General features: G+C 64.2%; 19 protein-coding genes. 10 read left to right on the forward strand and 9 right to left on the reverse strand.

What is annotated here, in order from left to right; translation table 11 throughout:
- Window positions 1-1,103, reverse strand: a 1,103-nt coding sequence (locus AAFH49_RS18115) for a glycogen/starch synthase (RefSeq protein WP_342300393.1), incomplete at its 3' end; no start/stop codon positions are given.
- A 555-nt stretch (window positions 1,104-1,658) separates the two neighbouring features.
- On the opposite strand from AAFH49_RS18115, the gene AAFH49_RS18120 reads away from it, so the two are divergent.
- Window positions 1,659-2,309: an NADPH-dependent F420 reductase gene (locus AAFH49_RS18120; protein WP_342300394.1), complete on the forward strand. Its 651-nt coding sequence runs from the start codon at window positions 1,659-1,661 to the stop codon at window positions 2,307-2,309.
- A gap of 42 nt (window positions 2,310-2,351) precedes the next feature.
- Here AAFH49_RS18120 and AAFH49_RS18125 read toward each other — a convergent pair whose 3' ends face one another.
- Together AAFH49_RS18125 and AAFH49_RS18130 are read right to left on the reverse strand one after the other, a co-directional pair.
- Window positions 2,352-3,242 carry a YitT family protein gene (locus AAFH49_RS18125; protein ID WP_342300396.1) on the reverse strand — a complete coding sequence of 297 codons (891 nt, stop codon included), beginning with the start codon at window positions 3,240-3,242 and terminating at the stop codon, window positions 2,352-2,354.
- 103 nt (window positions 3,243-3,345) lie between these two features.
- Window positions 3,346-5,238: an alpha-amylase family glycosyl hydrolase gene (locus AAFH49_RS18130; protein ID WP_342300397.1), complete on the reverse strand. Its 1,893-nt coding sequence runs from the start codon at window positions 5,236-5,238 to the stop codon at window positions 3,346-3,348.
- A gap of 192 nt (window positions 5,239-5,430) precedes the next feature.
- On the opposite strand from AAFH49_RS18130, the gene AAFH49_RS18135 reads away from it, so the two are divergent.
- Both AAFH49_RS18135 and AAFH49_RS18140 read left to right on the forward strand, forming a co-directional pair.
- Window positions 5,431-6,102 carry a hypothetical protein gene (locus tag AAFH49_RS18135; RefSeq protein WP_342300399.1) on the forward strand — a complete coding sequence of 224 codons (672 nt, stop codon included), beginning with the start codon at window positions 5,431-5,433 and terminating at the stop codon, window positions 6,100-6,102.
- Between the two features lie 155 nt (window positions 6,103-6,257).
- Window positions 6,258-6,668: a DUF6960 family protein gene (locus AAFH49_RS18140; RefSeq protein ID WP_342300401.1), complete on the forward strand. Its 411-nt coding sequence runs from the start codon at window positions 6,258-6,260 to the stop codon at window positions 6,666-6,668.
- A 388-nt stretch (window positions 6,669-7,056) separates the two neighbouring features.
- Here the strand turns inward: AAFH49_RS18140 and AAFH49_RS18145 are convergent, their stop codons facing one another.
- Window positions 7,057-8,412 carry a YfcC family protein gene (locus tag AAFH49_RS18145; RefSeq protein WP_342300403.1) on the reverse strand — a complete coding sequence of 452 codons (1,356 nt, stop codon included), beginning with the start codon at window positions 8,410-8,412 and terminating at the stop codon, window positions 7,057-7,059.
- A gap of 56 nt (window positions 8,413-8,468) precedes the next feature.
- On the opposite strand from AAFH49_RS18145, the gene AAFH49_RS18150 reads away from it, so the two are divergent.
- Together AAFH49_RS18150 and AAFH49_RS18155 are read left to right on the forward strand one after the other, a co-directional pair.
- Window positions 8,469-8,714, forward strand: coding sequence for a hypothetical protein (locus AAFH49_RS18150; RefSeq protein ID WP_342300405.1), 246 nt, complete (start codon window positions 8,469-8,471; stop codon window positions 8,712-8,714).
- Between the two features lie 50 nt (window positions 8,715-8,764).
- Window positions 8,765-9,763 (forward strand): alpha/beta hydrolase family protein, encoded by a 999-nt coding sequence (locus tag AAFH49_RS18155; RefSeq protein ID WP_342300407.1) that lies wholly within the window; start codon window positions 8,765-8,767, stop codon window positions 9,761-9,763.
- Between the two features lie 8 nt (window positions 9,764-9,771).
- Here the strand turns inward: AAFH49_RS18155 and AAFH49_RS18160 are convergent, their stop codons facing one another.
- Window positions 9,772-10,392 (reverse strand): hypothetical protein, encoded by a 621-nt coding sequence (locus tag AAFH49_RS18160; protein WP_342300409.1) that lies wholly within the window; start codon window positions 10,390-10,392, stop codon window positions 9,772-9,774.
- Window positions 10,393-10,540: 148 nt separating this feature from the next.
- Here AAFH49_RS18160 and AAFH49_RS18165 point away from each other — a divergent pair, with 148 nt between their 5' ends.
- Both AAFH49_RS18165 and AAFH49_RS18170 read left to right on the forward strand, forming a co-directional pair.
- Complete coding sequence (locus tag AAFH49_RS18165; protein ID WP_342300411.1) at window positions 10,541-12,109, forward strand: glycosyltransferase family 39 protein; 1,569 nt, start codon at window positions 10,541-10,543, stop codon at window positions 12,107-12,109.
- A 194-nt stretch (window positions 12,110-12,303) separates the two neighbouring features.
- Window positions 12,304-12,756, forward strand: a complete 453-nt coding sequence (locus AAFH49_RS18170) for a BLUF domain-containing protein (protein ID WP_342300413.1) — start codon at window positions 12,304-12,306, stop codon at window positions 12,754-12,756.
- A gap of 9 nt (window positions 12,757-12,765) precedes the next feature.
- Here AAFH49_RS18170 and AAFH49_RS18175 read toward each other — a convergent pair whose 3' ends face one another.
- Window positions 12,766-13,284 (reverse strand): 2'-5' RNA ligase family protein, encoded by a 519-nt coding sequence (locus AAFH49_RS18175; protein ID WP_342300415.1) that lies wholly within the window; start codon window positions 13,282-13,284, stop codon window positions 12,766-12,768.
- 84 nt (window positions 13,285-13,368) lie between these two features.
- On the opposite strand from AAFH49_RS18175, the gene hutI reads away from it, so the two are divergent.
- Complete coding sequence (gene hutI / locus AAFH49_RS18180; protein ID WP_342300416.1) at window positions 13,369-14,634, forward strand: imidazolonepropionase; 1,266 nt, start codon at window positions 13,369-13,371, stop codon at window positions 14,632-14,634.
- A 222-nt stretch (window positions 14,635-14,856) separates the two neighbouring features.
- Here hutI and AAFH49_RS18185 read toward each other — a convergent pair whose 3' ends face one another.
- Window positions 14,857-15,849 carry a hypothetical protein gene (locus AAFH49_RS18185; protein ID WP_342300419.1) on the reverse strand — a complete coding sequence of 331 codons (993 nt, stop codon included), beginning with the start codon at window positions 15,847-15,849 and terminating at the stop codon, window positions 14,857-14,859.
- Between the two features lie 93 nt (window positions 15,850-15,942).
- Window positions 15,943-16,845 carry an outer membrane beta-barrel protein gene (locus AAFH49_RS18190; protein WP_342300421.1) on the reverse strand — a complete coding sequence of 301 codons (903 nt, stop codon included), beginning with the start codon at window positions 16,843-16,845 and terminating at the stop codon, window positions 15,943-15,945.
- Window positions 16,846-17,485: 640 nt separating this feature from the next.
- Here AAFH49_RS18190 and AAFH49_RS18195 point away from each other — a divergent pair.
- Window positions 17,486-17,758 (forward strand): hypothetical protein, encoded by a 273-nt coding sequence (locus AAFH49_RS18195; protein WP_342300423.1) that lies wholly within the window; start codon window positions 17,486-17,488, stop codon window positions 17,756-17,758.
- Between the two features lie 52 nt (window positions 17,759-17,810).
- Here AAFH49_RS18195 and AAFH49_RS18200 read toward each other — a convergent pair whose 3' ends face one another.
- Window positions 17,811-18,383, reverse strand: a complete 573-nt coding sequence (locus tag AAFH49_RS18200; protein WP_342300424.1) for an RNA polymerase sigma factor — start codon at window positions 18,381-18,383, stop codon at window positions 17,811-17,813.
- Window positions 18,384-18,547: 164 nt separating this feature from the next.
- Between AAFH49_RS18200 and AAFH49_RS18205 the strand changes: the two genes are divergently transcribed.
- Complete coding sequence (locus AAFH49_RS18205) at window positions 18,548-19,417, forward strand: PhzF family phenazine biosynthesis protein (RefSeq protein ID WP_342300425.1); 870 nt, start codon at window positions 18,548-18,550, stop codon at window positions 19,415-19,417.

The following is a 19,417-nucleotide window of genomic DNA, read 5'->3' on the forward strand; positions in this document are numbered from 1 at the left end:
CGCTTGGTGATGAAAAACATCACCACCTGGGTTTCGAGGCCGCTTTGCTGGAGGCGGTAGTTGAGGCGGGCCAGGGCTTCGAGGGTCAGGTCGAAGCCTTTGTTGTGATACTCGTAGCGGCCCGAGGTGAAGAAATACAGCGTCTTATCCAGGTCGAAAGCATACGACTGGAAGAAGTGGGCCATCACGAATTCGTGGATTTTGGCCTTGTACTGCTGGTGCAGGTTCTGGAACTCGTGCAGGGCCACGAAGCGCTCGATGTTGAGGCCGTTGGGCAGCACCGCGTCGGGGATTCTATCCAGCAAATAAATGCACTCGCGCACCGTCAGCTCGCTCACGGTAGTGAAAACGTGGCTGCCGTGGGCGGCGGCGCGCTCCATGCGCACGGCGGGCTCGATGTTGAATTTTTTGGCCTCGGCTTCCCAGTTCACCCACATGAGGTGGTCGTAGAAGGCGGGGTCATTCATGGCCAGGTAGCGGCCCAGCAGCGTGGCGTGGGTGGTGAAGAGCAGGTGCGCGGGTACTTGCAGGCGGCGCAGCTCGGGGATGGCCACGCCGGTCATCCACTCGTGGAAATGACCCAGCAGGCGCTGCTCGGCCAGTTTCTGGGCGGCCAGGTGCTGGAAGAAAACGGTGGTGAGGTGCCCGAAGGCGATGACCTGATGTAGCAGGTCGTCGTTGTCGGGGGCGGGGATGCCGTGGCGGCCCCAGAGGTCGGTTTTGAGCTGGCCGAGCCGGTCGTAGGCCTGAAACGGGTTGATGAGCACCACGCGGGGCCGGCCCGTGATGAGCCAGGTGCCAATCTGCACGTCGTAGCCCTGGGTGCGCATGGTGCGCACGGCGGCCATGAACGGGTCGGCGCCGGTGTGCACCGTCAGCTCGTCGTAGGGCTCAAACTCGCCCTGGGCCATGTTGGGGAAGTAAGGGCCCAGCAGGCAATACCGGTCGTCCCAGACGGGCATGGTGGCCGGCACCTTGCTGCGAATGACGGTGTAGATGCCGCCCACCTGGTTGCAAACTTCCCAGGCTACTTCTACGAGCAGCGAATTGGGAAACAGGGCGTCGGGAGCGTCGGGGGCGTGGGGGATGGGCTGTGTAGGCATGAGGAAGGCCGGGGCGGGAAAAAGAACGTGGCGAAAGGTAAGCCGATTGGGGCTTAGTTGGCATGGTAAGCCATGTTTTTTCAAATGCGCTGGAAAAACAGGACTGGATAGGGGCAAAAATTCGAGCTGGTGTGGCGGTTATCCGGCCTCACCCTCATTCATATCCCCATTCTGATGGCCGCCCGAGGCGTTTGAGAAAATCCTGGGCGGCCTGCTGGAATTCAACCAGGCTTGGACCAAAAAAGCCCCCGTGCTGGCCATGGGCGTAGCTAAACTCCAGTTTTCGCACGATAATAACCCCAACGGCTGGGCGAAATACGATGTGGGCTGGGCTACCCCGACCCGGCTTCTGTCCTGCACGAACACGTCCGAGAGCGCGAGAAAGCACCCCGCACCCGCAAGCCCTTGGCCGAGTTCCTGTTTGAGGGCGCGTGGCCCACGCTGGCCGGCGAGCGATACGACCAAGCTCCTGTGTGATACAATTACATGATATAATGTAGAAATTATATCATGTAATTGCTACATTGGTTGCTTCAAACCAACCCCTAGTAACCCATGAAAAATATTGGCATTTTGGGCTCCGGCACGGTAGCAACTACCCTGGCCGATGTGTTTATCAAAAAGGGGTACCCGGTGATGCTGGGCACCAGCCACCCCGATAAGCTGGCCGAATGGCTGGCCAAGGCCGGCCCTGCCGGCCAAGTGGGCAGCTTTGACGAGGCGGCCGCTTTTGGCCAGCTGCTGGTGCTGGCCGTGAAAGGCCACGTAGCCGCCCACTTGCTGCGCACGCTGAATGCCAGCGCCCTGGCCGGAAAAACGGTGCTTGATACGACCAACCCCATTGATGAAAAGCCACCGCAAAACGGCGTGTTGCGCTTTTTTACCAACTTCGATGAGTCGCTGATGGAAGAATGCCAGCAGGCGGTGCCCGGTGCCCACTTCGTGAAAGCCTTCAACAGCGTGGGGGCGGGCGTGATGGCGGACCCGGACTATGGCGGCACGACGCCCAGTATGTTCATCTGTGGCAACGACGAGGGTGCCAAAGTCGAAGCCGCCGAGGTCATTCGCGCCTTCGGCTTCGAGCCCGAGGACATGGGCGGAGCCGAAGCCGCCCGCGCCATCGAGCCGCTGTGCATGCTCTGGTGCATTCCGGGCTTCCGGTCCAATCAGTGGACCCATGCGTTTAAGCTCCTGAAAAAGAGCTGAGGCGGTGCTTAATTAGCAAGATGGAAACGGGCGTTGCACACTCTAGTGTAGCGCCCGTTTTTTTATGATGCCGCCCTGCGCGTCATCGATGCGGTACTGCACGATGAAGGCGTTTGGGTCGACTTCCTGCACGGCGGTGCGCAGGGCGGGTAGCTCCAAGCGGGTAACTACGGTGAACACGATGTCGCGCTCCAGGCCCAGCTCGCCGCGCTTGCCGTAGCCTGATTTGCCCTGGTACATCGTCACGCCCCGGCCCAGCTTTTCGGTGATGACTTTGCGGACGTCGTCGCTGTACTCCGACACGATGGTGACGCCGGTGTACTGCTCGATGCCGTTGAGCACGAATTCCAGCACGCGGGCGGCGGCGAAGTAGGTGAGCATGGAGTACAGGGCCGGCTCGGTGCCCAGCACCAGCACGGCCACGCCGAAGATGATGACGTTGAGAATCAGAATTAAGTCACTGACTTTGAGCAGCACCAGGTAGCGGCTCACGAGCAGGGCGGCGATTTCGGTGCCATCTAGCACGGCCCCGCCGCGCATGGCCAGCCCGATGCCCGCCCCAATGAACACACCGCCGAATACGGCCGTCAGGAGCAAGTCGTGGGTCACGTCGGGGAAGGGCACGAAGGCCAGCATCAGCGCTAGCCCGCCAATGCCCAGGGCACTGCGCAGGGCAAACCGGCGGCCCAGCTGGTTATACCCGAGGGCAATAAACGGCAGATTGATAACGAGAATGAACACCGAAAGCGGCAGCCGGAAACCCGTGGCCAGTAGCATCGAAACGCCCGTGACGCCGCCATCAATGAAGTGGCTGGACAGCAGAAACGACTTCAGGCCAAACGCTGCGGAAATGACGCCCGCGATGATGAAGGCTGCGTTGGTCAGCTCGGAGTTGGGGCGGTTGATGGTTTTGGCGGAGGTAGGGATGTCCATGCGGGTGTGTTAGGTGAATCAATAATAACAAAGAACGTCATGCTTCAACTGCGCGGACGCTGGTTGAGCATGACGTTCTGCTATACGGGCAACAAGGCGGGCGTTACCCTTCCTGCGACAAAATCAGCACGGCGTAGGGCGCAATGGCAATGCTGCCGTGCCACCCGAAACCGTCGTATTCGCCTTCCTCGGCATCAATGCCGAAGCTTTCCATGTCGCCAAAATCGCCGTCGTAGCCCTGCCAGTCGCTGTTGAAGCGCGCCTGCCAGTGGCCGGGGCCGGGCAGGCCGATGGTGTAAGCCTCGTGCGCCTGGTTGGCAAAGTTGGCGAGCACCACGGTGGTATCGCCGGGGCCGCCTTCGCCGGCCTGGCGTGCAAAGGCTACCAGCTTGTCGTCGTTATTGACGTGGAAAACCTTGGTGTGTTGGCCGCCCAGGCCGCGCGTGGCACCGTGCAGGTTGCGGCGCAGACCAATGAGGTCGCGGTAGAGGTGCACCAGGCCGTTGCGCTCTTCCACACGCTCCCAGCGAATGGGTTCGGTGTCGACAAACGAGCCATCGGCCAGCATTTCCTGGCCCTGGAACAGCATGGGGATGCCGGGGGCTGTCATCACCAGGGCCGCGCCCAGGGTGGTGCGCTTTTTGGCAAACCAATGGTCGGCCGCGCCGGGCATGATTTCCTCGGCCACGCGGCTTTTGCCGTTGGCCACTTCGTCGTGGCTTTCGGTGTAGATGACGCGGCGGAAGGCGTTGTCGTTGTAGAGCTGGGTCAGGGCCTGGGCCACGGCGTTCATGTCGCGGTCAGCATCGTTCGGGGCCGTGAGGGCATCGCGGATGGGGTACACGAACGAGCCGTCCCACTGCGAATCGAAGCCCTGGCCGCCGTTGGCGGTGGTTTCGGTGATGGCGGGGTTGCCGCGCAGGTCCTCGGCGATGGTGATTTTCCAAGGCATCGTCTGGTCGATTTCCTCGTTAATCCAGCGCATCAGGCTCCAGCCGTCGGGCAGGTCTTCGGCGGGGTTTTCCTCGCCGTTCACGTTGCGGATGAAGGAAATGGCATCGGCGCGGAGGCCGTCGCAGCGGTACTCGTTCAGCCACATCAGGGCGTTGTCGCGGATGTACTGGCGCACCTCGGGGCGGCCGTAGTCGGGGCGGTTTTCGCCCCAGGGCGTTTTGGCGCGCCAGTCATTGTAGAAGTAGATGCCGCCGCCGTCGTTCTCGCTCCAGCCATCAAACTGCCAGAGGTCGAGGTCGCCGGGGCCGAAGTGGTTGTACACCACGTCCAGCACCACCGCGATGCCGTGCTGGTGGGCCTGCTTCACCATTTCCTTGAAGGCCACCGGCCCGCCGTAGTCGCTTTCGAGTGCAAACGGGTTGGCGGGGTTGTAGCCCCACGAGCGGCTGCCCGGAAACTCCGTAGCCGGCAGCAGCTCGATGCAGTTAATGCCCAAATCGCGCAGGTAGGGCAGCTTTTCGGCCACGCTCATAAAGGTGCCCACGTTCTCGGCATCGGGCGCGTTGAAGGTGCCCACGTGCAGCTCGTAAATCACCAGCTCGTTCCAGGCGGGCATCTGGAAATGGTCGTCGCCCCAATCGAAATTCGGGTCATGCACCACCGACGAGCCGGCCGAATTCGTCACCTGGCGGGCGTAGGGGTCGTTGCGGTCGAAGGTTTGGTCGCCGTTGGTGAGGTGGAATTTGTATTCATCACCCACCTTGGCCCCGGCCACATCGGTGGCCCAATAGCCGTTTTCTTCGGCTTGGAGCGGGTTTTTGTCGGCCTTCCAATCATTAAAAGTGCCGATGACGGACACCGAATTGGCGTGGGGCGCCCACACCCGAAAGGTGGTGCCGGCCGCGTGGGGCACGGCACCCATGCCAGGTTGCAGCGTGGGGCTGGGCGCGGGTTTCGGCGCTTTGGCCGAAGTTGATTCAGAAGGGGCTTTCGGGGCAGTTTTAGCGCGGGAAGCGGGTTTGGGGGCGGAAGCGTTAGACATCGAAAAAAAGACTGTCTACCGCCCGGGCAGCCGAAAATGCGGCGGGTACGGGGCGGCAGGTACCCGAAGCATACGAAACTGTCGCGCTTTTGGCCATCCGGGTGCCGCATCTGCTGGCCTTCAGCTAAATTAAACCTTCGCGATATTCCAGCCGGATTACAACCAGAAAAATATTTTGCCGACTTTTCGGGCATGGACACCGCCGCACCCGCCGCCGCCGAGGGCCGCACCACCCTCTACCATCGCCGCCACGCCGGGCAGCAGCGCGCCAAAACGCTGAGCCACCTGGGGCCGGCCCTGGTGCTGCTCTTCGCCGTGCTGCCCGTGCTAGCGGGTGAGGAAGCCTTCACGCCCCTGGTGGTGCTGGAGTTTGCTGTAGGCGCGGCCTACCTCATCCTGATGGTGCGCGAGCTGCTGCATCTGCGCCACAACCCCTTCCACCAGGAGCGGGTGGCGTGGCTGGAGCTGGCCGCCGCCGGCATTCTGGCCCTCGAAAGCTACCACATCTGGCATCGCCACCACGCCGCCGACCTGGCCCGGGGTGTGCACAAAACGCACTACCTGCCCTGGGTGTACGCCGCTCTGGCCGTGGCCTACGTGGTGATGGCCTTCCGCACGCGGCAGATGGCCGGCCGCCGCTTCCTGCACCTGCACCCCGACGGCTTTGCCGCCCGCACCACCCGCCTGGGCCGCGCCCACGAGCTGCGCTGGGCCGACCTGGCCGCCGCCGAGCCCGCCGGCCCCGCCGACGTGCTGCTGCACCGCCACGACGGCCAGACCCACCGCATCTCCTTCGCCGACGTGCACGACGGCCCCGCGCACCGCGACCGCCTGCTGGCCCACTACCAAGAGGCCACCAAGTAGCGCGAACTTTTAGTTCGCGTCCCCGCGCCGGTCCAACGATTAATGTTCGGGGACGCGAACTAAAAGTTCGCGCTACATCGCGCTACACGCCATCCAATGGAAGCTTTTTGCCCGTCCGCGTTGTTAGTTTGTTTTCCGATTCTGAATTCCGCTGCTTGAAAACCCGTCCCAAACCCGTCATTTTTGGCCTCTACGGCTGGTCGTCTGAGTACGGCTTCCGCTACATTCACCCCGCCAACCGCCGCGCCTTCGAGTTGCTGGAGCCCGTGGGCAAGCTCTTCGAAAAGATTGCCGAAGACGACGAAGGCGAGTGGATTACCATTCGCTACGACGAGCAGCAGTTCCTCGTGCGCCCCGAGCTGTTCAAGGAAATCTATCACAAACCGAAATTCAGCTTCGGCGATTCGGTGGAGGAAACCACGCCCCAGCCCGGCCAATACCGCCACTTCGGCCTCATCTCCGACGTGTTCTGGGACGAAGCCACCGACACCGCTACCTATCAGATTGTGGAGCGCAAGCGCAAGCTGCCGAAGGTTTTTCAGGCCAGCGAACTGCGGGCCGATTAGAGCAGCCTGACCTACAGGAACGGCAAAGCCCCAGCGGGGTCGTACCCGGAGGGCGACATTCGTTAGACGAGTGTTGCCCTCCGGGTACGCCCCCGCTGGGGCTTTCTACAAAAATGTTGATGTAGTGGTAGCTGTTCCGGCAGCACTGAACCGGGCCGCTACACCCATTCCCCGGCTCCGCAAACCAGGTTTTTGCTGGCAAGTATAAATAAATTCATGTCGAGTATAAATAAATCTATACCAAGTATAAATAAATTCATGGTGAGTAGGATATAATCCGGAGGAAGGGGCAATTAATGTTCCCATATTAGGATTTATTATGCTACGGGTAGGATTAAATTCATGTCAAGACTCGATTAATTGCCTTCGAGCATCAATTAACCCCTTCCTATACACCCACCGCAATACCCACCACCACCGCCACGGCCCCCAGCGCAAACAGCGCCGCCCACAGCGGCGCGGCAAACCGAATCCACTGCTCAAACCGCACGCCCGTGGCCGCCAGCATGGCCATCAGCGTGCCGTTGGTGGGCGTGATGAGCTCGCACAGCCCCGCCCCGTACTGAAACGCCAGCACTGTCACCTGCCGCGAGAGGCCCAGGATATCGGACAGCGGCACCAGCAGCGGCATGGTGAGCGTGGCCTGCCCGCTGCCGCTCGGCACCGGCACATGCAGCAGGGTTTGCACGCCCATCATGCCCAGCGCGGCCAGCGCCACGGGCAAATGCCCCAGCGGCGCGGCCAGGCCGTGCACGATGGTATCGACGATGTGCCCTTGCTCCAGCACCACGAAAATGGCGCGGGCAAACCCAATCAACAGGGCCGAAAAGGCAATGTCCCGGAAGCCCGCGATGAAGCCCTCGGCCGTGCCCGTGAGGCCGCGCCCGCCCACCAGCCCGGCCACCACGCCCAACCCCAGGAACAGGGCCGACATCTGCTCGAATTCCCAGTGCAGCTGCACCACGCCGTAGGCAAACACCGCGAACGCACCCAGCATGAGCAGCAGCACCAGCCCCGGGCGGCCACTTTCGGCCACCGGGCCAGCGGCCACCTCATTAGCATCGAGGCTTAAATCCGGAGCCAGGCGGTGGCGCACGGCGTGGCGAGTAGTGGCCCACAGCCACAGCCCCACCGCCACCAGCAAAAAGCCCATCCGAAACGCCCCGCCTGAGAGCAGCGGCAGCTGCGCCAGTTTCTGGGCAATGCCCACCTGAAACGGATTTATCGGGCTAAAAGACGCGCCCACGAAGGCCGCCCCCACGCTGGCCGCCACCGCCGTGAGGGTAGGGTAGCCCAGCCGCCGCATGAGCACCAGCAGCACCGGCACCAGCGGAATTATCTCCTCGCCCATGTTTTCCAGCGCGCCCATGGTCGCGAAGAGCGTGCCCACCAGCGGAATCACGAGCACCTCGCGGCCGTGGGCGCGGCGCAGCAGCCAGTCGACCCCAAAGCGCAGCGCCCCGGTCTGGTCCACCACCGTGAAGGCCCCGCCGGCCAGGAAAATCAGGAACACGACGGCGGCGGCATCGGCTAGGCCCTTGGGCACGTCCACCAGCACGTCGAGCGGGCTCACGGGAGTGGCGGGCACGGCGTGGTAGGAGCCGGCCACCACCACCTGCCGCCCGGTCACGGCATCGAGGTGGCGCGTGAATTCGCCGGCCGGCAGCACGTAGCTCAGCGCCGCCGCCAGGATGATAAAACCAACAATGAGCACCAGCGGGTGCGGAAAACGAAAACGATTCATGGTGCGAACTTAGGGCGGCCGCGCACGAACTTTGCAAAAGCGCCGTTTCGCTTCCCATGACCATCACCGCCTTCAAAGCCCTGCACCAGCGCCGCCAGACCGAGCACCTCGCCCGGCACGGCACCCGCCTGGCCGAGCGTCAGGAAGACAGTTTTGACCTGACGCTCTACGCCGTGGAAGGCTTTTATGCCGAAACCTGGCGCAGCCGGGGCGAAGAGCACATCCTCTTCATCCACGTTTTCCAGAAGCCTGCCGGCCTGGGCGAGTACCTGGCCCGCGTGCAACTGCCCGCCAACCTCTAAAGTCCTTGCGCCGCCCCGGCACTACCGCCGCAGGGCAAAAAAGCAGCTGAATGCGCCAACTATTACTGTTTCTGTTGCTGCTGGTGGGGCTGGGTAGCCCGGTTTTCGCCCAGAAAAAAACTGCCGTCCCGCGCACACCGCTGGATTTTGGCTTTGGGCATTTGGTGGTGATGTTTGGCAAGGACAGCGTGGATTTGCTCATTCAGTCGCCGCCGGGGCGCGAGGCGGCCCCGCTGCCGGTGCTGCTGTGGGCGCAGGGCTCGCTGCCCAAGCCGCTCATTTTGTACGACCAGCATGGGGCCTACGGCGTGTTTCCGTTCCTGAATAAGAAGGCGTTTCCCAACTGCCACCTCGTCATCATCGGCAAGCCCGGCGTGCCGATGGTGATGAATGTGGAGGGCCGGAACCCCAATCAGCTGTTTAGCACGGCCACGCCGACGGCCTATTATTGCCAGCGCAACTACCTTGACTACTACGTGCGGCGCGACGAGGCCATCATCCGCTACCTCAAAAAGCAGCCCTGGGTGGATGCGAAGAATGTGGTGGCCGGTGGCCACTCGGAAGGCAGCGCCGTGGTGGCGCAGCTGGCGGCCATGCCGGGCCTGCTGCGCCGGGCCGTGTACCTGAGCGGCAGCCCCCTGGGCCGCGAGCTCACCAAAATAGCCCGCGACCCCACCGACGCCGACAGCGCCGCCGTGGAGGCCGAGTTTGCCCGCTGGCAGCACGCCGTGGACCACCCCACCCAGAATGACTGCGGCCCGGGCGACAGCGACCAGAACATGTTTGCACACGGGCAGTCGGAGCTGCCGGCGCTGCTCGGGGCCACGGTGCCCATCTTCGTGGGTTACGGTACCCGCGATGCCGACGCGGCGGCCAATGACTACCTGCGCCTCGAAGCCATCCGGCAGCACAAAACCACTCTCACCTTCCGGCCCTACGTGGGCCGCGAGCACAACTTCTTCGGCTTCAAAAACGGCCAGGTGAACTACGATGACTATTACTGGGAGAAAGTCGGCGCGGAATTTCTGCGCTGGGCCGGGCTGCAATAGCCTTGGCGCTACTCCGTTAGCCGGTCCACGTCGGTGAGCTGGCCTTTGTTGTGCATGATTTGCAGGTCGAGCACGGTGAGCGACTCGGTCGTTTTGGTGTATTTCTCGGGCGAGTTGAGTTCGCTGAGCGGCGACCGGTCGTCAATTTCGTACTCGTTGGCCGCCACCTCCACTGTGTTGCCTTTGGCGCTCAGTACCTTCAGTAGCGAGTATTTGGTGCTGTCGCCCATCGAGCGAATGGTGTAGATATCGCCGGCGTGCGGGGCCGCCAGGTAGGCCACCCGGTCGCGCTCGTGGTAGCGGCCGGCAATGAACGCGCCCACCAGGGCCAGCACCAATACCCCCAGGCCGGCCCAGTTCCAGAGCGGAAAGCTGGTGCTTTGCTTGATGGCGCGCACGCCGGGTTGCAGCTGGGCGGGCATTGTTTTTTCTTCCCAGGCCTTCTGGCAATGCTCGCACTGAGCCACCGCCGATTTGCTGAACGGGAAGAACGGAATCCAGTAAACGTGGGCGTAGCGGCCATACACGCTGGCTTTCATTGCATCTGGGGTGGCGCAGGCCGGGCAGTTGGTGCCGATGGGCAGGGGAGCGGTGCGCAGGTGCGTGCTTTTGAAGCCGTAGAAAATCATGCGGAGTAAACGGTTGGGGCGATAAGGCCGGGGAAAGGTGAAGCCGCAAAATAAGGCAATGATTTCCAAAGCAAAATGCGCGACTATTACTGAATTTTCGAGGTCATAATACGCTGGTGATTGTAGTAGCGGCGCTACCTTGCCGGGCATGAAACGTCTGCTTCCGCTCGCTTTTGCCCTGCTCAAGTTCGTCTCCGGCTACTTCCTCATCAGCCCGCAGTACGACCTGCAACGCGACGAATACCTGTACCTCAACCAGGGCCAGCACCTGGCTTGGGGCTACCTCGAAGTGCCCCCGCTGATGGCCGCGCAGGGCTGGGTGAGCATGGCCTTGGGCGGCGGCTTTTTCTGGGTGAAATTCTGGCCGTTTCTGTGGGGCGCGGCCACGCTCTACCTCGTGATGCGGCTGGCGCAGCGGCTGGGCGGCGGCTGGTTTGCCACGGCGCTGGCGGGCACCTGCTACCTGGGCACGGCCTTCGCGCGGCTCAACCTGCTGTTTCAGCCCAATTCGTTTGAGGTATCCGGCTTCGTGCTGGCTCTTTATGGGCTGGCGGCCTACCAGCAAACCCAGCGGCCGCGCTGGCTATACTTGCTGGGCCTGGCCCTCGGGTTGGGCCTGCTGAACAAATACACCACGCTGTTTTTCATTGCCGCGCTGGGCGGGGCGCTGCTGCTCACGCCTTGGCGGCGCCTGCTGGGGCAGCGGCACTTTTGGGGCGCGGCGGGGCTGGCGCTGCTGCTGTGGCTGCCCAACCTGGCCTGGCAAATCCGGCACGGCATCCCGTTTCGGCACCACATGCAGCTGCTGCACGACAGCCAGCTGGTCCACGTCGAGGCCGCCGAATTCTGGAAAATGCAGCTGCTGATGTGCATTGGGGCGGTGTGGGTGTGGGTACCAGGCCTGCTGGCGCTGCTGCTCAGCCGCGCCCTGCGGCCCTACCGGGCGGTGGGGCTGGTGGTGGTTTTGGGCATCGGCTTGCAGGCGCTGCTGCACGGCAAGGACTATTACACGCTGGGCTACTACCCGGTGCTGTTCAGTTTCGGGGCGTGGTGGTGGGAGATGCGGTTCCGGCAGTTTGGGGGGCTGCACCAGCCGGGGGCCGGGCGCTGGCGGCCGGTGGCGCTGCTGGCGCTGGTGAGCCTGCCGCTGCTGCTGCTGTTGCCCATCCTGCCGTTCATTTATCCGTTGCGGTCGCCGGCGGCTATGGCGGCGCTACGGCCCCGCTTCGCCGCCCTGGGCCTCTACCGCTGGGAAGATGGCCAGAACCACGCCCTGCCCCAGGACTACGCCGACATGCGCGGCTGGCGCGAAATGGCCGACAAAACCTGGGCCGCCTACCAAAGCCTGCCAGATTCGGTGCGCGCCCACACCCTCATCAAGTGCGATAACTACGGAGAAGCTAGCGCCCTCAACTACTACTGCGCCCGCCGGGCCATGCCGCTGGCGCATAGCTTCAATGGCAGCTTTCTGTACTGGTACCCGGAGCGGGCGGACTGGCAGGCCATCATCATGGTGGACGATGAGCCCGACGCGGAGTTGATATCTCATTTTGCCTCCTGCCGTGTGGTCGGCCAAGTGCAGGACCCCTATGCCCGGGAAAAAGGAACGGCTATCAGTGTTGGAATAAAGCCGGATAGCGCAATCATCAGCCGAGCTAACAGAGAGCACCGCGCCGCCCTGGCCGAATGGGAAAACCTCGCTCCACGCCCCCGTTAGCTTCGCAAATAGCGCGGCCCGGCCCAAGGCTTAAGTAAGGGGGGGATTGATTCTGATATAAATAAAAATATAGTATGCTTTTTGGGAATAAATACTGAGGTATTGGATGGGGATGCGTATTTACCCGTATGTATTTTTACCGCTGAGCCAGTGCTGCGCCGCGGGCTTGCATTCCTTCCAATTTCCCTTGAGCTATGGCTGTATATCAACTAATCTACCGCAGCGTTGCTATCCGCTTGCTTAGCGACGAGGAATTGGCGCGGCTGGTTGAACAATCCCGTATCCACAATTACAGCCAGGGCATTACCGGTGTGTTGTTTTATGCCGAGGGACGGTTTTTGCAGGTGCTGGAAGGAGAGATGGAGCCGGTAAAAGTCCTGTACGAGTGTATCTGGCAGGATTCGCGGCACACCGAGGTGGTCAAGCTATTCAGCGGACCCGTGGCGCAGCGCCTGTTTGCCGGCTGGAGCTTGGGCTTTGGCCAGGTAGCCCCCCCGGCCCTGGCCCGTCTCGATGCCTACCTCGACCCCGAGCATCAGGCCGCGCTGCTGCCCAGCGCCTACAACATCGAGGCGTTCATTGCCGATACCATCCAGGAATTCGTGCGCGACGAGTTTACGGTAACCGGCCGGCAGCCCCAGCGGTAGCGGCCCCGGCTACGCCCCGAACGGAAATTCGGCCAGGCTTTCCCACGGGCCGTTGCGGTAGGCCCACAGGTGCAGGCCGGTGCCCACGGCTTCAAAGGGGGCAAAATCAGCCTGTAAATCGGCCAGGAGGGCGCGGGCTGCGGCGGGGTCCACCTTGTTTTGGATGGTGACGTGGGGCTGGAGCTTCTGCTGGTCTTGGGGCGTGAGGTGGGGGGCGAAGGCGGCTTGCAGGCGGCGGTGCAGGGCGCGCAGGTCGTCGTTTTCGAGGGTGAAGGCCACGCCCCGGCCCAGCGAGCGCAGGCCCGCGACCGGCAGGGGAAGGGGGCGCTGGTTGGCCGCGATGGTCTGGAGCTGCGCCTGCACGGCGGCCAGCTCCGCGCCGGGGAGGTGATGAAACAGCGTGAGGTGGGCCGCGAGGTAGTTGATGGCCGGCGGGAAGTGCCGGCGGCGCAGCTCATTGAAATAAGCTTGCGCGGCAGCATCAAGGGCGAGGGTGAGAATGAGCGGAGCGGGGACGAAATCGGGCATTGAACAAGGCAGAAGTAACGCAAGCACCTACGCAAAGCTGCCCGCCGGGGCCGTAATTTGCCGCCCCACCCACCCGCATTCCCCATGCCGCACCCCGCTCCCTACACCCTCCTCATTCAGCACGCCGCGCAGGTGCTCACGCTGGCCGGCGGCCCGACCGACCGGCCCCTGGCCGGCCCCGACCTGAGCGCCTGGACGATAATCGAGCGCGGCTACGTGGCCTGCATCGACGATAAAATCGTGGCCGTGGGCCCGATGGATGAGTTGGACCTTTCGCACATCGGCCCCCACACCCGCCTCGTGGATGCCACCGGCTGCGTGGTGATGCCCGGCTTGGTGGAGTGCCACACGCACCTGGTGTTCGGTGGCAACCGCGCCCACGAGTTCGAGCGCAAGCTGCGCGGCGAAAGCTACCTCGATATTCTGGCCAGCGGCGGGGGCATTCTGAGCACCGTGCGGGCCACCCGCGCCGCGTCGGAGGCCGAATTATTGGCCAATGCCCTGCACCATCTCGACGGTTTTCGGCGCTACGGCGTGACCACCGTGGAGGCCAAAAGCGGCTACGGCCTCGACCGCGATACCGAGCTGCGGCTGGTGCGGGTGGCCCGGGAGGCGGGCCGGCAGCAGCCGGTGCGGGTGGTGCCCACCTTTCTGGGGGCGCACGTGGTGCCGCCCGAGTTTAAGGAAGCCGGCCCGCGGGCCTACGTCGATTTCATTCTGCGCGAAGTGCTGTCGGACCTGAAAGGGGAGGCGGCGTTCGTGGATATTTTCTGCGAGCAGGGCGCGTTTCCGCTCGATGTTTCGCGGTATTACCTGGAGCAGGCCCACCACATGGGCTTCGGCCTGAAAATCCACGCCGAGCAGCTGCACGACCTCGGCGGCTGCGAGATGGCCGCCGCGCTGGGCGCGGTGAGCGTCGACCATTGCGACTACCTCACGCCGGCCGCCGCCGGCCGTATCGCGCAGCAAACCCAGGGGCAAACCGTGGCCGTGCTGCTGCCGCTGGTGCCGCTGTTTTTAAGACAAGAGAAGTACGCGCCCGGCCGCGAGTTCATCGAAAAAGGCCTGCCCGTGGCCCTGAGCACCGATTTCAACCCCGGCTCGTGCCCCAGCAAAAACCTCTGGCTGGCCTTGTCGGTGGCCTGCCTCAAGATGGGTTTCACCCCCAAAGAAGCCGTGGCCGCCGCTACCCTCAACGCCGCCTGGGCCATCAGGCAGCAGCACGACTGCGGCAGCCTGGCCCCCGGCAAGCGCGCCGACGTGCTGGTACTGAACGTGGGCAGCGTGGCCGAAATCCCCTACTGGCTGGGCGAAAACCCGGTGCGCGAGGTGATAATCGGCGGGCAATAATGCCGGCGGGGGTAGTTGAAGGTTTGGCGACCCTCGCCCAACATTGAGCGACCCTCCCCTAACGTTGGGCGAGGGTCGCCAAACGTTAGGGGAGGGTCGCTCAACGTTAGGGGAGGGTCGCCAAACGTTAGGGGAGGGTCGCTCAACGTTGGGGGAGGGTTGCCAAACGTTAGGGGAGGGTCGCCTAACGTTGGGCGACCCTCCCCTAACGTTTGGCGTCCCCTATAGCAGGCGGATGCGCCGCACGACTTCGGCGGCGCTGAGGGCTTCGAGGGTGGGAGCCATTGCTTGGCCCAGCCGCCAGGTGTAGCGCTGAGTGCCAAAATAGAATTGGCCATCCCGAATCTGTACCACGATGGCCTGCACGTCGGTGCCGTCCGGGAAATGGTTTTGCCAGAGGGTGGGGTCGGCAGTGGCAAAGGTGCGGCACAGGCTGGTGTAGCCGGCGGGGCGGAGGTACACCCTGGTTTCGGAAGCCCCGGCGGGTACGCGCACCTGGCCCCAGGTCCAGGCCGCGTTGCTGGCAGGGCGCCAGTATTGGTCGAAATTTATCCAGCTGATGGAGTCCAGGGGCAGCACGGCTGTATAGAGGCCACTGGTGGCTGGCAGCGGAAGCCAGGAGGACTGGCCCTGGCCCTGTCCTTGGTTCTGAAGGCGGCCGGGCTGCCATCCCGACGCCGAATCGGCCACGACGGGCACGGCTCCATTGGCCGCAAAGGGGAGTTTCCACAACAGCATCCGGGTTGTGTCGAGGCCGCTGGTGGGGACGGGGGTGGCCAGGGTGGGCTGGATGGCGGCCGCGCCCACCGCCCGTTTCCATTGCAGGCGCGTGCTGCCCAGCCAGGCCTGCACGTTAAACTCGCCCGCCGACACCAGCAGGCCGGTATTCTGGAACGCCACGTTGGTGTGCAGCCCGGCCAGCACCATGTCGCCCACCGAGTGCAGCTCCCGCACCCGCAGCGTGGCGCTGCCAGCCGCCACGCTGCCATCGGGCAGCACGAAGGCATTGGCCGGAAAGGAAACGGTGGCCCCGCCCGCCGTGCGCAGGCTCTGGGCCTGGCCCAGGGCGAAGGTGAAGGTTTGAACGGCGGGCGCGGCGGCCCGCAAATCGGCGAAGGTGGCCGGTGTCGCCACCGGGTCACATATTACCACGTCGTCTTTGCGGCAAGCGGCCAGCAGGGCTACGCCCAGGCATACCCATGCGAAATGTTTCATAAAAAGCAGGAAGGAAAAAATGAGTGAAAAATCCCCGTCGGGCGCGGAGCTTCCGGCCGCTGGCCAGCCAGCCGGAAGCTCCTTGCCGAGGTATTAGGGCAAGTTGAAAGCCACCCCCAGCAGTGCCGCGCCCCCGAATAAGTGGCGCTGGTAGTAAGCCGAAGCGGCCGGGGCGAGGGACGTGAGCAGGTAGGTGGCGGTGGGCTGGGCCAGCAGCTCCCAGCGCCCTCCGGCCAGGCGGTAGCGGGCTTCGGCCCCCAGGCTGGCCCCCACGCTCAGGCGGCGGTAGGGGTTGTTGGCGAAGCTCCAGGTTTGGCTTTGGCAGGCGCAGGGGCTGCCCTCGGTGCTGCTGCCGCCCACGTACACGGCGGCTTCGGCCCCGGCCAGCAGGCCCACGCGCCAGCGCCCCGAAAGCGTCCAGCCGTAGCCCACCCGCACCGGCACCGTCACAAACCGGTAGGTATCGCGCCGGTGAATGCCGGTGGAATCGGCGAAATTTGGGCGGTTGGCGACTACGCTGGTCGGGGTGGTGTGCACCTGTTGCAGGGCCAGGGCGCTGGCGTATTCGGCGTAGCCCAGGCCCGCGCTCAGGCTCCAGCGGCTGCCGAGGGTGCGCCGCACGGTGATTTGCGCCGCGCTGCCCAGGGCGGGCCGTTCCAGCGTGGCCACCGGAGTAGAGGTATTGGTGGTGAGGTAAGGCGGAGAGGGCGAGGTGCCCGCGCCTGCGCCCGCCGCCATGTTTAGCGCCCGGTAGGTGAGGGCCGGGCCGGCCACTACCTGCACCGCCCAGTGCGACGCGAAGGGCAGCGGCAACGGGCTGGGCGCAATGGTCACCGGCTGCGGCGCAGGCAGCCCCGGCCCCGCGCCGAGCTGCACGGCTACCAACCGGGTGGGTAGCAAGGCCGGGGCTGCGCGTTGGTTGAGGCGGCTTTCTATAGCTGGGGCAATGCTGGCAGCGGCCGTTGTTGGGGCCGATTGAAAGGTTGGCTGGTCCACAATTGGGGGCGAGGAAGCTAATGGCAGCGGCCGGCTGCCGATAGGCTTTGCAGCTGCTGCCATTGCTGCCACGGGCGGGCGGCGGTGCCGGGCCAGGCGCTTTTTCGTGCCGGCCAGCGCTTGCGATAACTGGGTAGATGTCCGGGTGATTGCGGCCGTTGAAGCATTGCGACCCGGCCGCGCCGCGCCGGACCGGACCACTGCTGGATTGGCGGCTTCGGGCAAATGACTGATGGGGGTATTCGCGATGGAAATAGCCTGCTTGCCCCGTCCCTGCACTTGCCCGCGAGCGGTCCGGGTCGACGAGTTATTCCAACGGGCCCTATTTGAGGCCAGTTCTTTAGCCGCAAGCCCAGCTCCGCTCCCAGCCGGCCGGCCGGTGATGCTCCCGGAATCCGCCTGAGATACTGAAGCAGCAACTGCCTTTGTCGAACCCAAAACCGTCACGCCAGCCGGAGCCGATGGAGCTGCCGACGCTGATGCTGTTGTCGCCGTAGAGCCATTTGTCGCAATCGAGCCAGCTGAAGCAGCCGGCCCGGCAGCCGCATCAGCAGCTACTCGTGGCGCGGCAGCCGAAGAAGTTTGGGGGGCCGCCGACTGGCTCAGGGTCCCTGTTGACAGGTTTGAGCGGCTGGCTGGGGTGGCGCTCTGCGGGCTGGCGGCGTTAGTACGGGAGGCGTCGGCTGATGAATTATGGGAAGCCTTCTGGCTGGTTCTCGAAGCAACAGTAGTCGACCGTTTTGCTCCCCACCAGTGCCAGCCCGCGCCCACGGCCGCCATCGTCAGCGTTATCAAAAGCAACCACGCTACCGGAGCCCTGCGCCGCCGCTTGCGCAACTGCGGCGCGGCCACCGGCGGCGGCAGCTGCGCCCGAATGCCCGCCCACAGCGCGGCCGGCGGCTCCTGGCCGTAGTCGGCCAGGCGGTCGCGCAGGGCATCGTACAAGTCGTCGGGGTTGCGGTCGGTCATGGCAATTGGGGGTGATGGTGGGCCGCCAGGCGGGTTTCGAGCAGCCGGCGGGCCCGCGCCAGCTGCGATTTGGAAGTGCCTTCGGCGATGCCCAGCAGCGCGCCGATTTCCTGGTGCGAATAGCCCTCCACGGCGTAGAGGTTGAGCACCGTGCGGTAGCCGGGCGGCAGGGTAGCCAGCAGGGCCAGCAGGTCGGCCGTGGCCAGGTGGTCCAGGGCCGAGGGCTCGGCGGTGGGCAGGTCGCCGGCCAGCTCGTCGAGGACCTCGCCGGCCAGGCCGGGGTGGCGCAGGCGGTGCTGCTCCAGGGCGTGCAGCGAGGTGGTGACGGCAATGCGCCGCGCCCAGGCCTCAAATGGCCCCTGCCCCCGAAACTGGTCGAGGCGGGTGAAGATTTTAACGAAGGTGTTTTGCAGGGCGTCTTCGGCTTCGGCCCGGTTGGGGCAGTAGCGCAGGCACACGCCCATCAGGGCGTAGGAAAGTTTCTGATATAGCTGGTACTGCGCTGCCGATTCGCCCCGCCGGCACGCAGCCAGCAGCGCCTCATCAACCAGGGTAACGGTGAGCGGCATGCAGTGGAAAAGTAGGAGTGAAGGCAAGCGGTACCGGCCCGCCTTATACCCCCCTGACCGGCCAGCGCCGGCCCGGGTTGCGTAGCCTCAAAAATATTTTAAAATAAGCCGTCCGGCACCAAAAAACAGCCCAACAATTTGCCAACGCTCCAAGCGCCGTATTCTTGCCAAAAGAATTCCGCGCCCATCCACCCAACCCGCCCGAACCCGCCATGCGCTACTTCCACGTCGACGCCTTCGCCCAAACGCCCTTCGCCGGCAACCCCGCCGGCGTGTGCCCCCTCGAAGCCCCGCTGCATGCCGCCCTCATGCAGCAAATCGCGGCCGAAAACCACCTGGCCGAAACTGCCTTCTTCGTGCCCCGCCCCGGCACCCCGGCCGAGTTCGATATCCGCTGGTTCACGCCGGCCGTCGAAATCGACCTGTGCGGCCACGCCACGCTGGCCTCGGCCCACGTCCTGTTCACGCACCTCGGCTTCGATGGCCCGCAGGTCACCTTCCACAGCCAGAGCGGCCCGCTGCGCGTGACCCGCGAAGCCGACGGCCGCCTCACCCTCGATTTTCCCTCGCGCCCGCCGCAGGAATTGCCCGTCCATCCCACGGGCCTCACCGATGCGCTCGGGGCCACACCGCTACGGGTGCTGGCCGCCCGCGACCTGCTGGCCGTCTTCAACTCCGAAGCCGAAGTGCGCGCCCTTACCCCCAACTTCGCCCGCATCGCGGCCCTGGAGTACGTGGGCGTCATCGCCACCGCGCCCGGCTCCAATGGCGTTGATTTCGTGTCGCGGTTTTTCGCGCCCCGCGTGGGCATCAACGAAGACCCCGTCACCGGCTCGGCCCACAGCATCCTCATTCCCTTCTGGGCCGAAAAGCTGGGCAAAACCGAGCTGCGCGCCCGTCAGATTTCCCCTCGCGGCGGCGACCTCTGGTGCCGCCTGCGCGGGGAGAGAGTGGATATCAGCGGCTACGCCGTGACGTATGCGGCGGGGGAGTTGCTGGTGGGGGCTGATGGATTAACTCCTAAACAGAAATAA

It is taken from the genome of Hymenobacter segetis, assembly GCF_038448715.1.
Taxonomy (GTDB): Bacteria; Bacteroidota; Bacteroidia; order Cytophagales; family Hymenobacteraceae; genus Hymenobacter; species Hymenobacter segetis.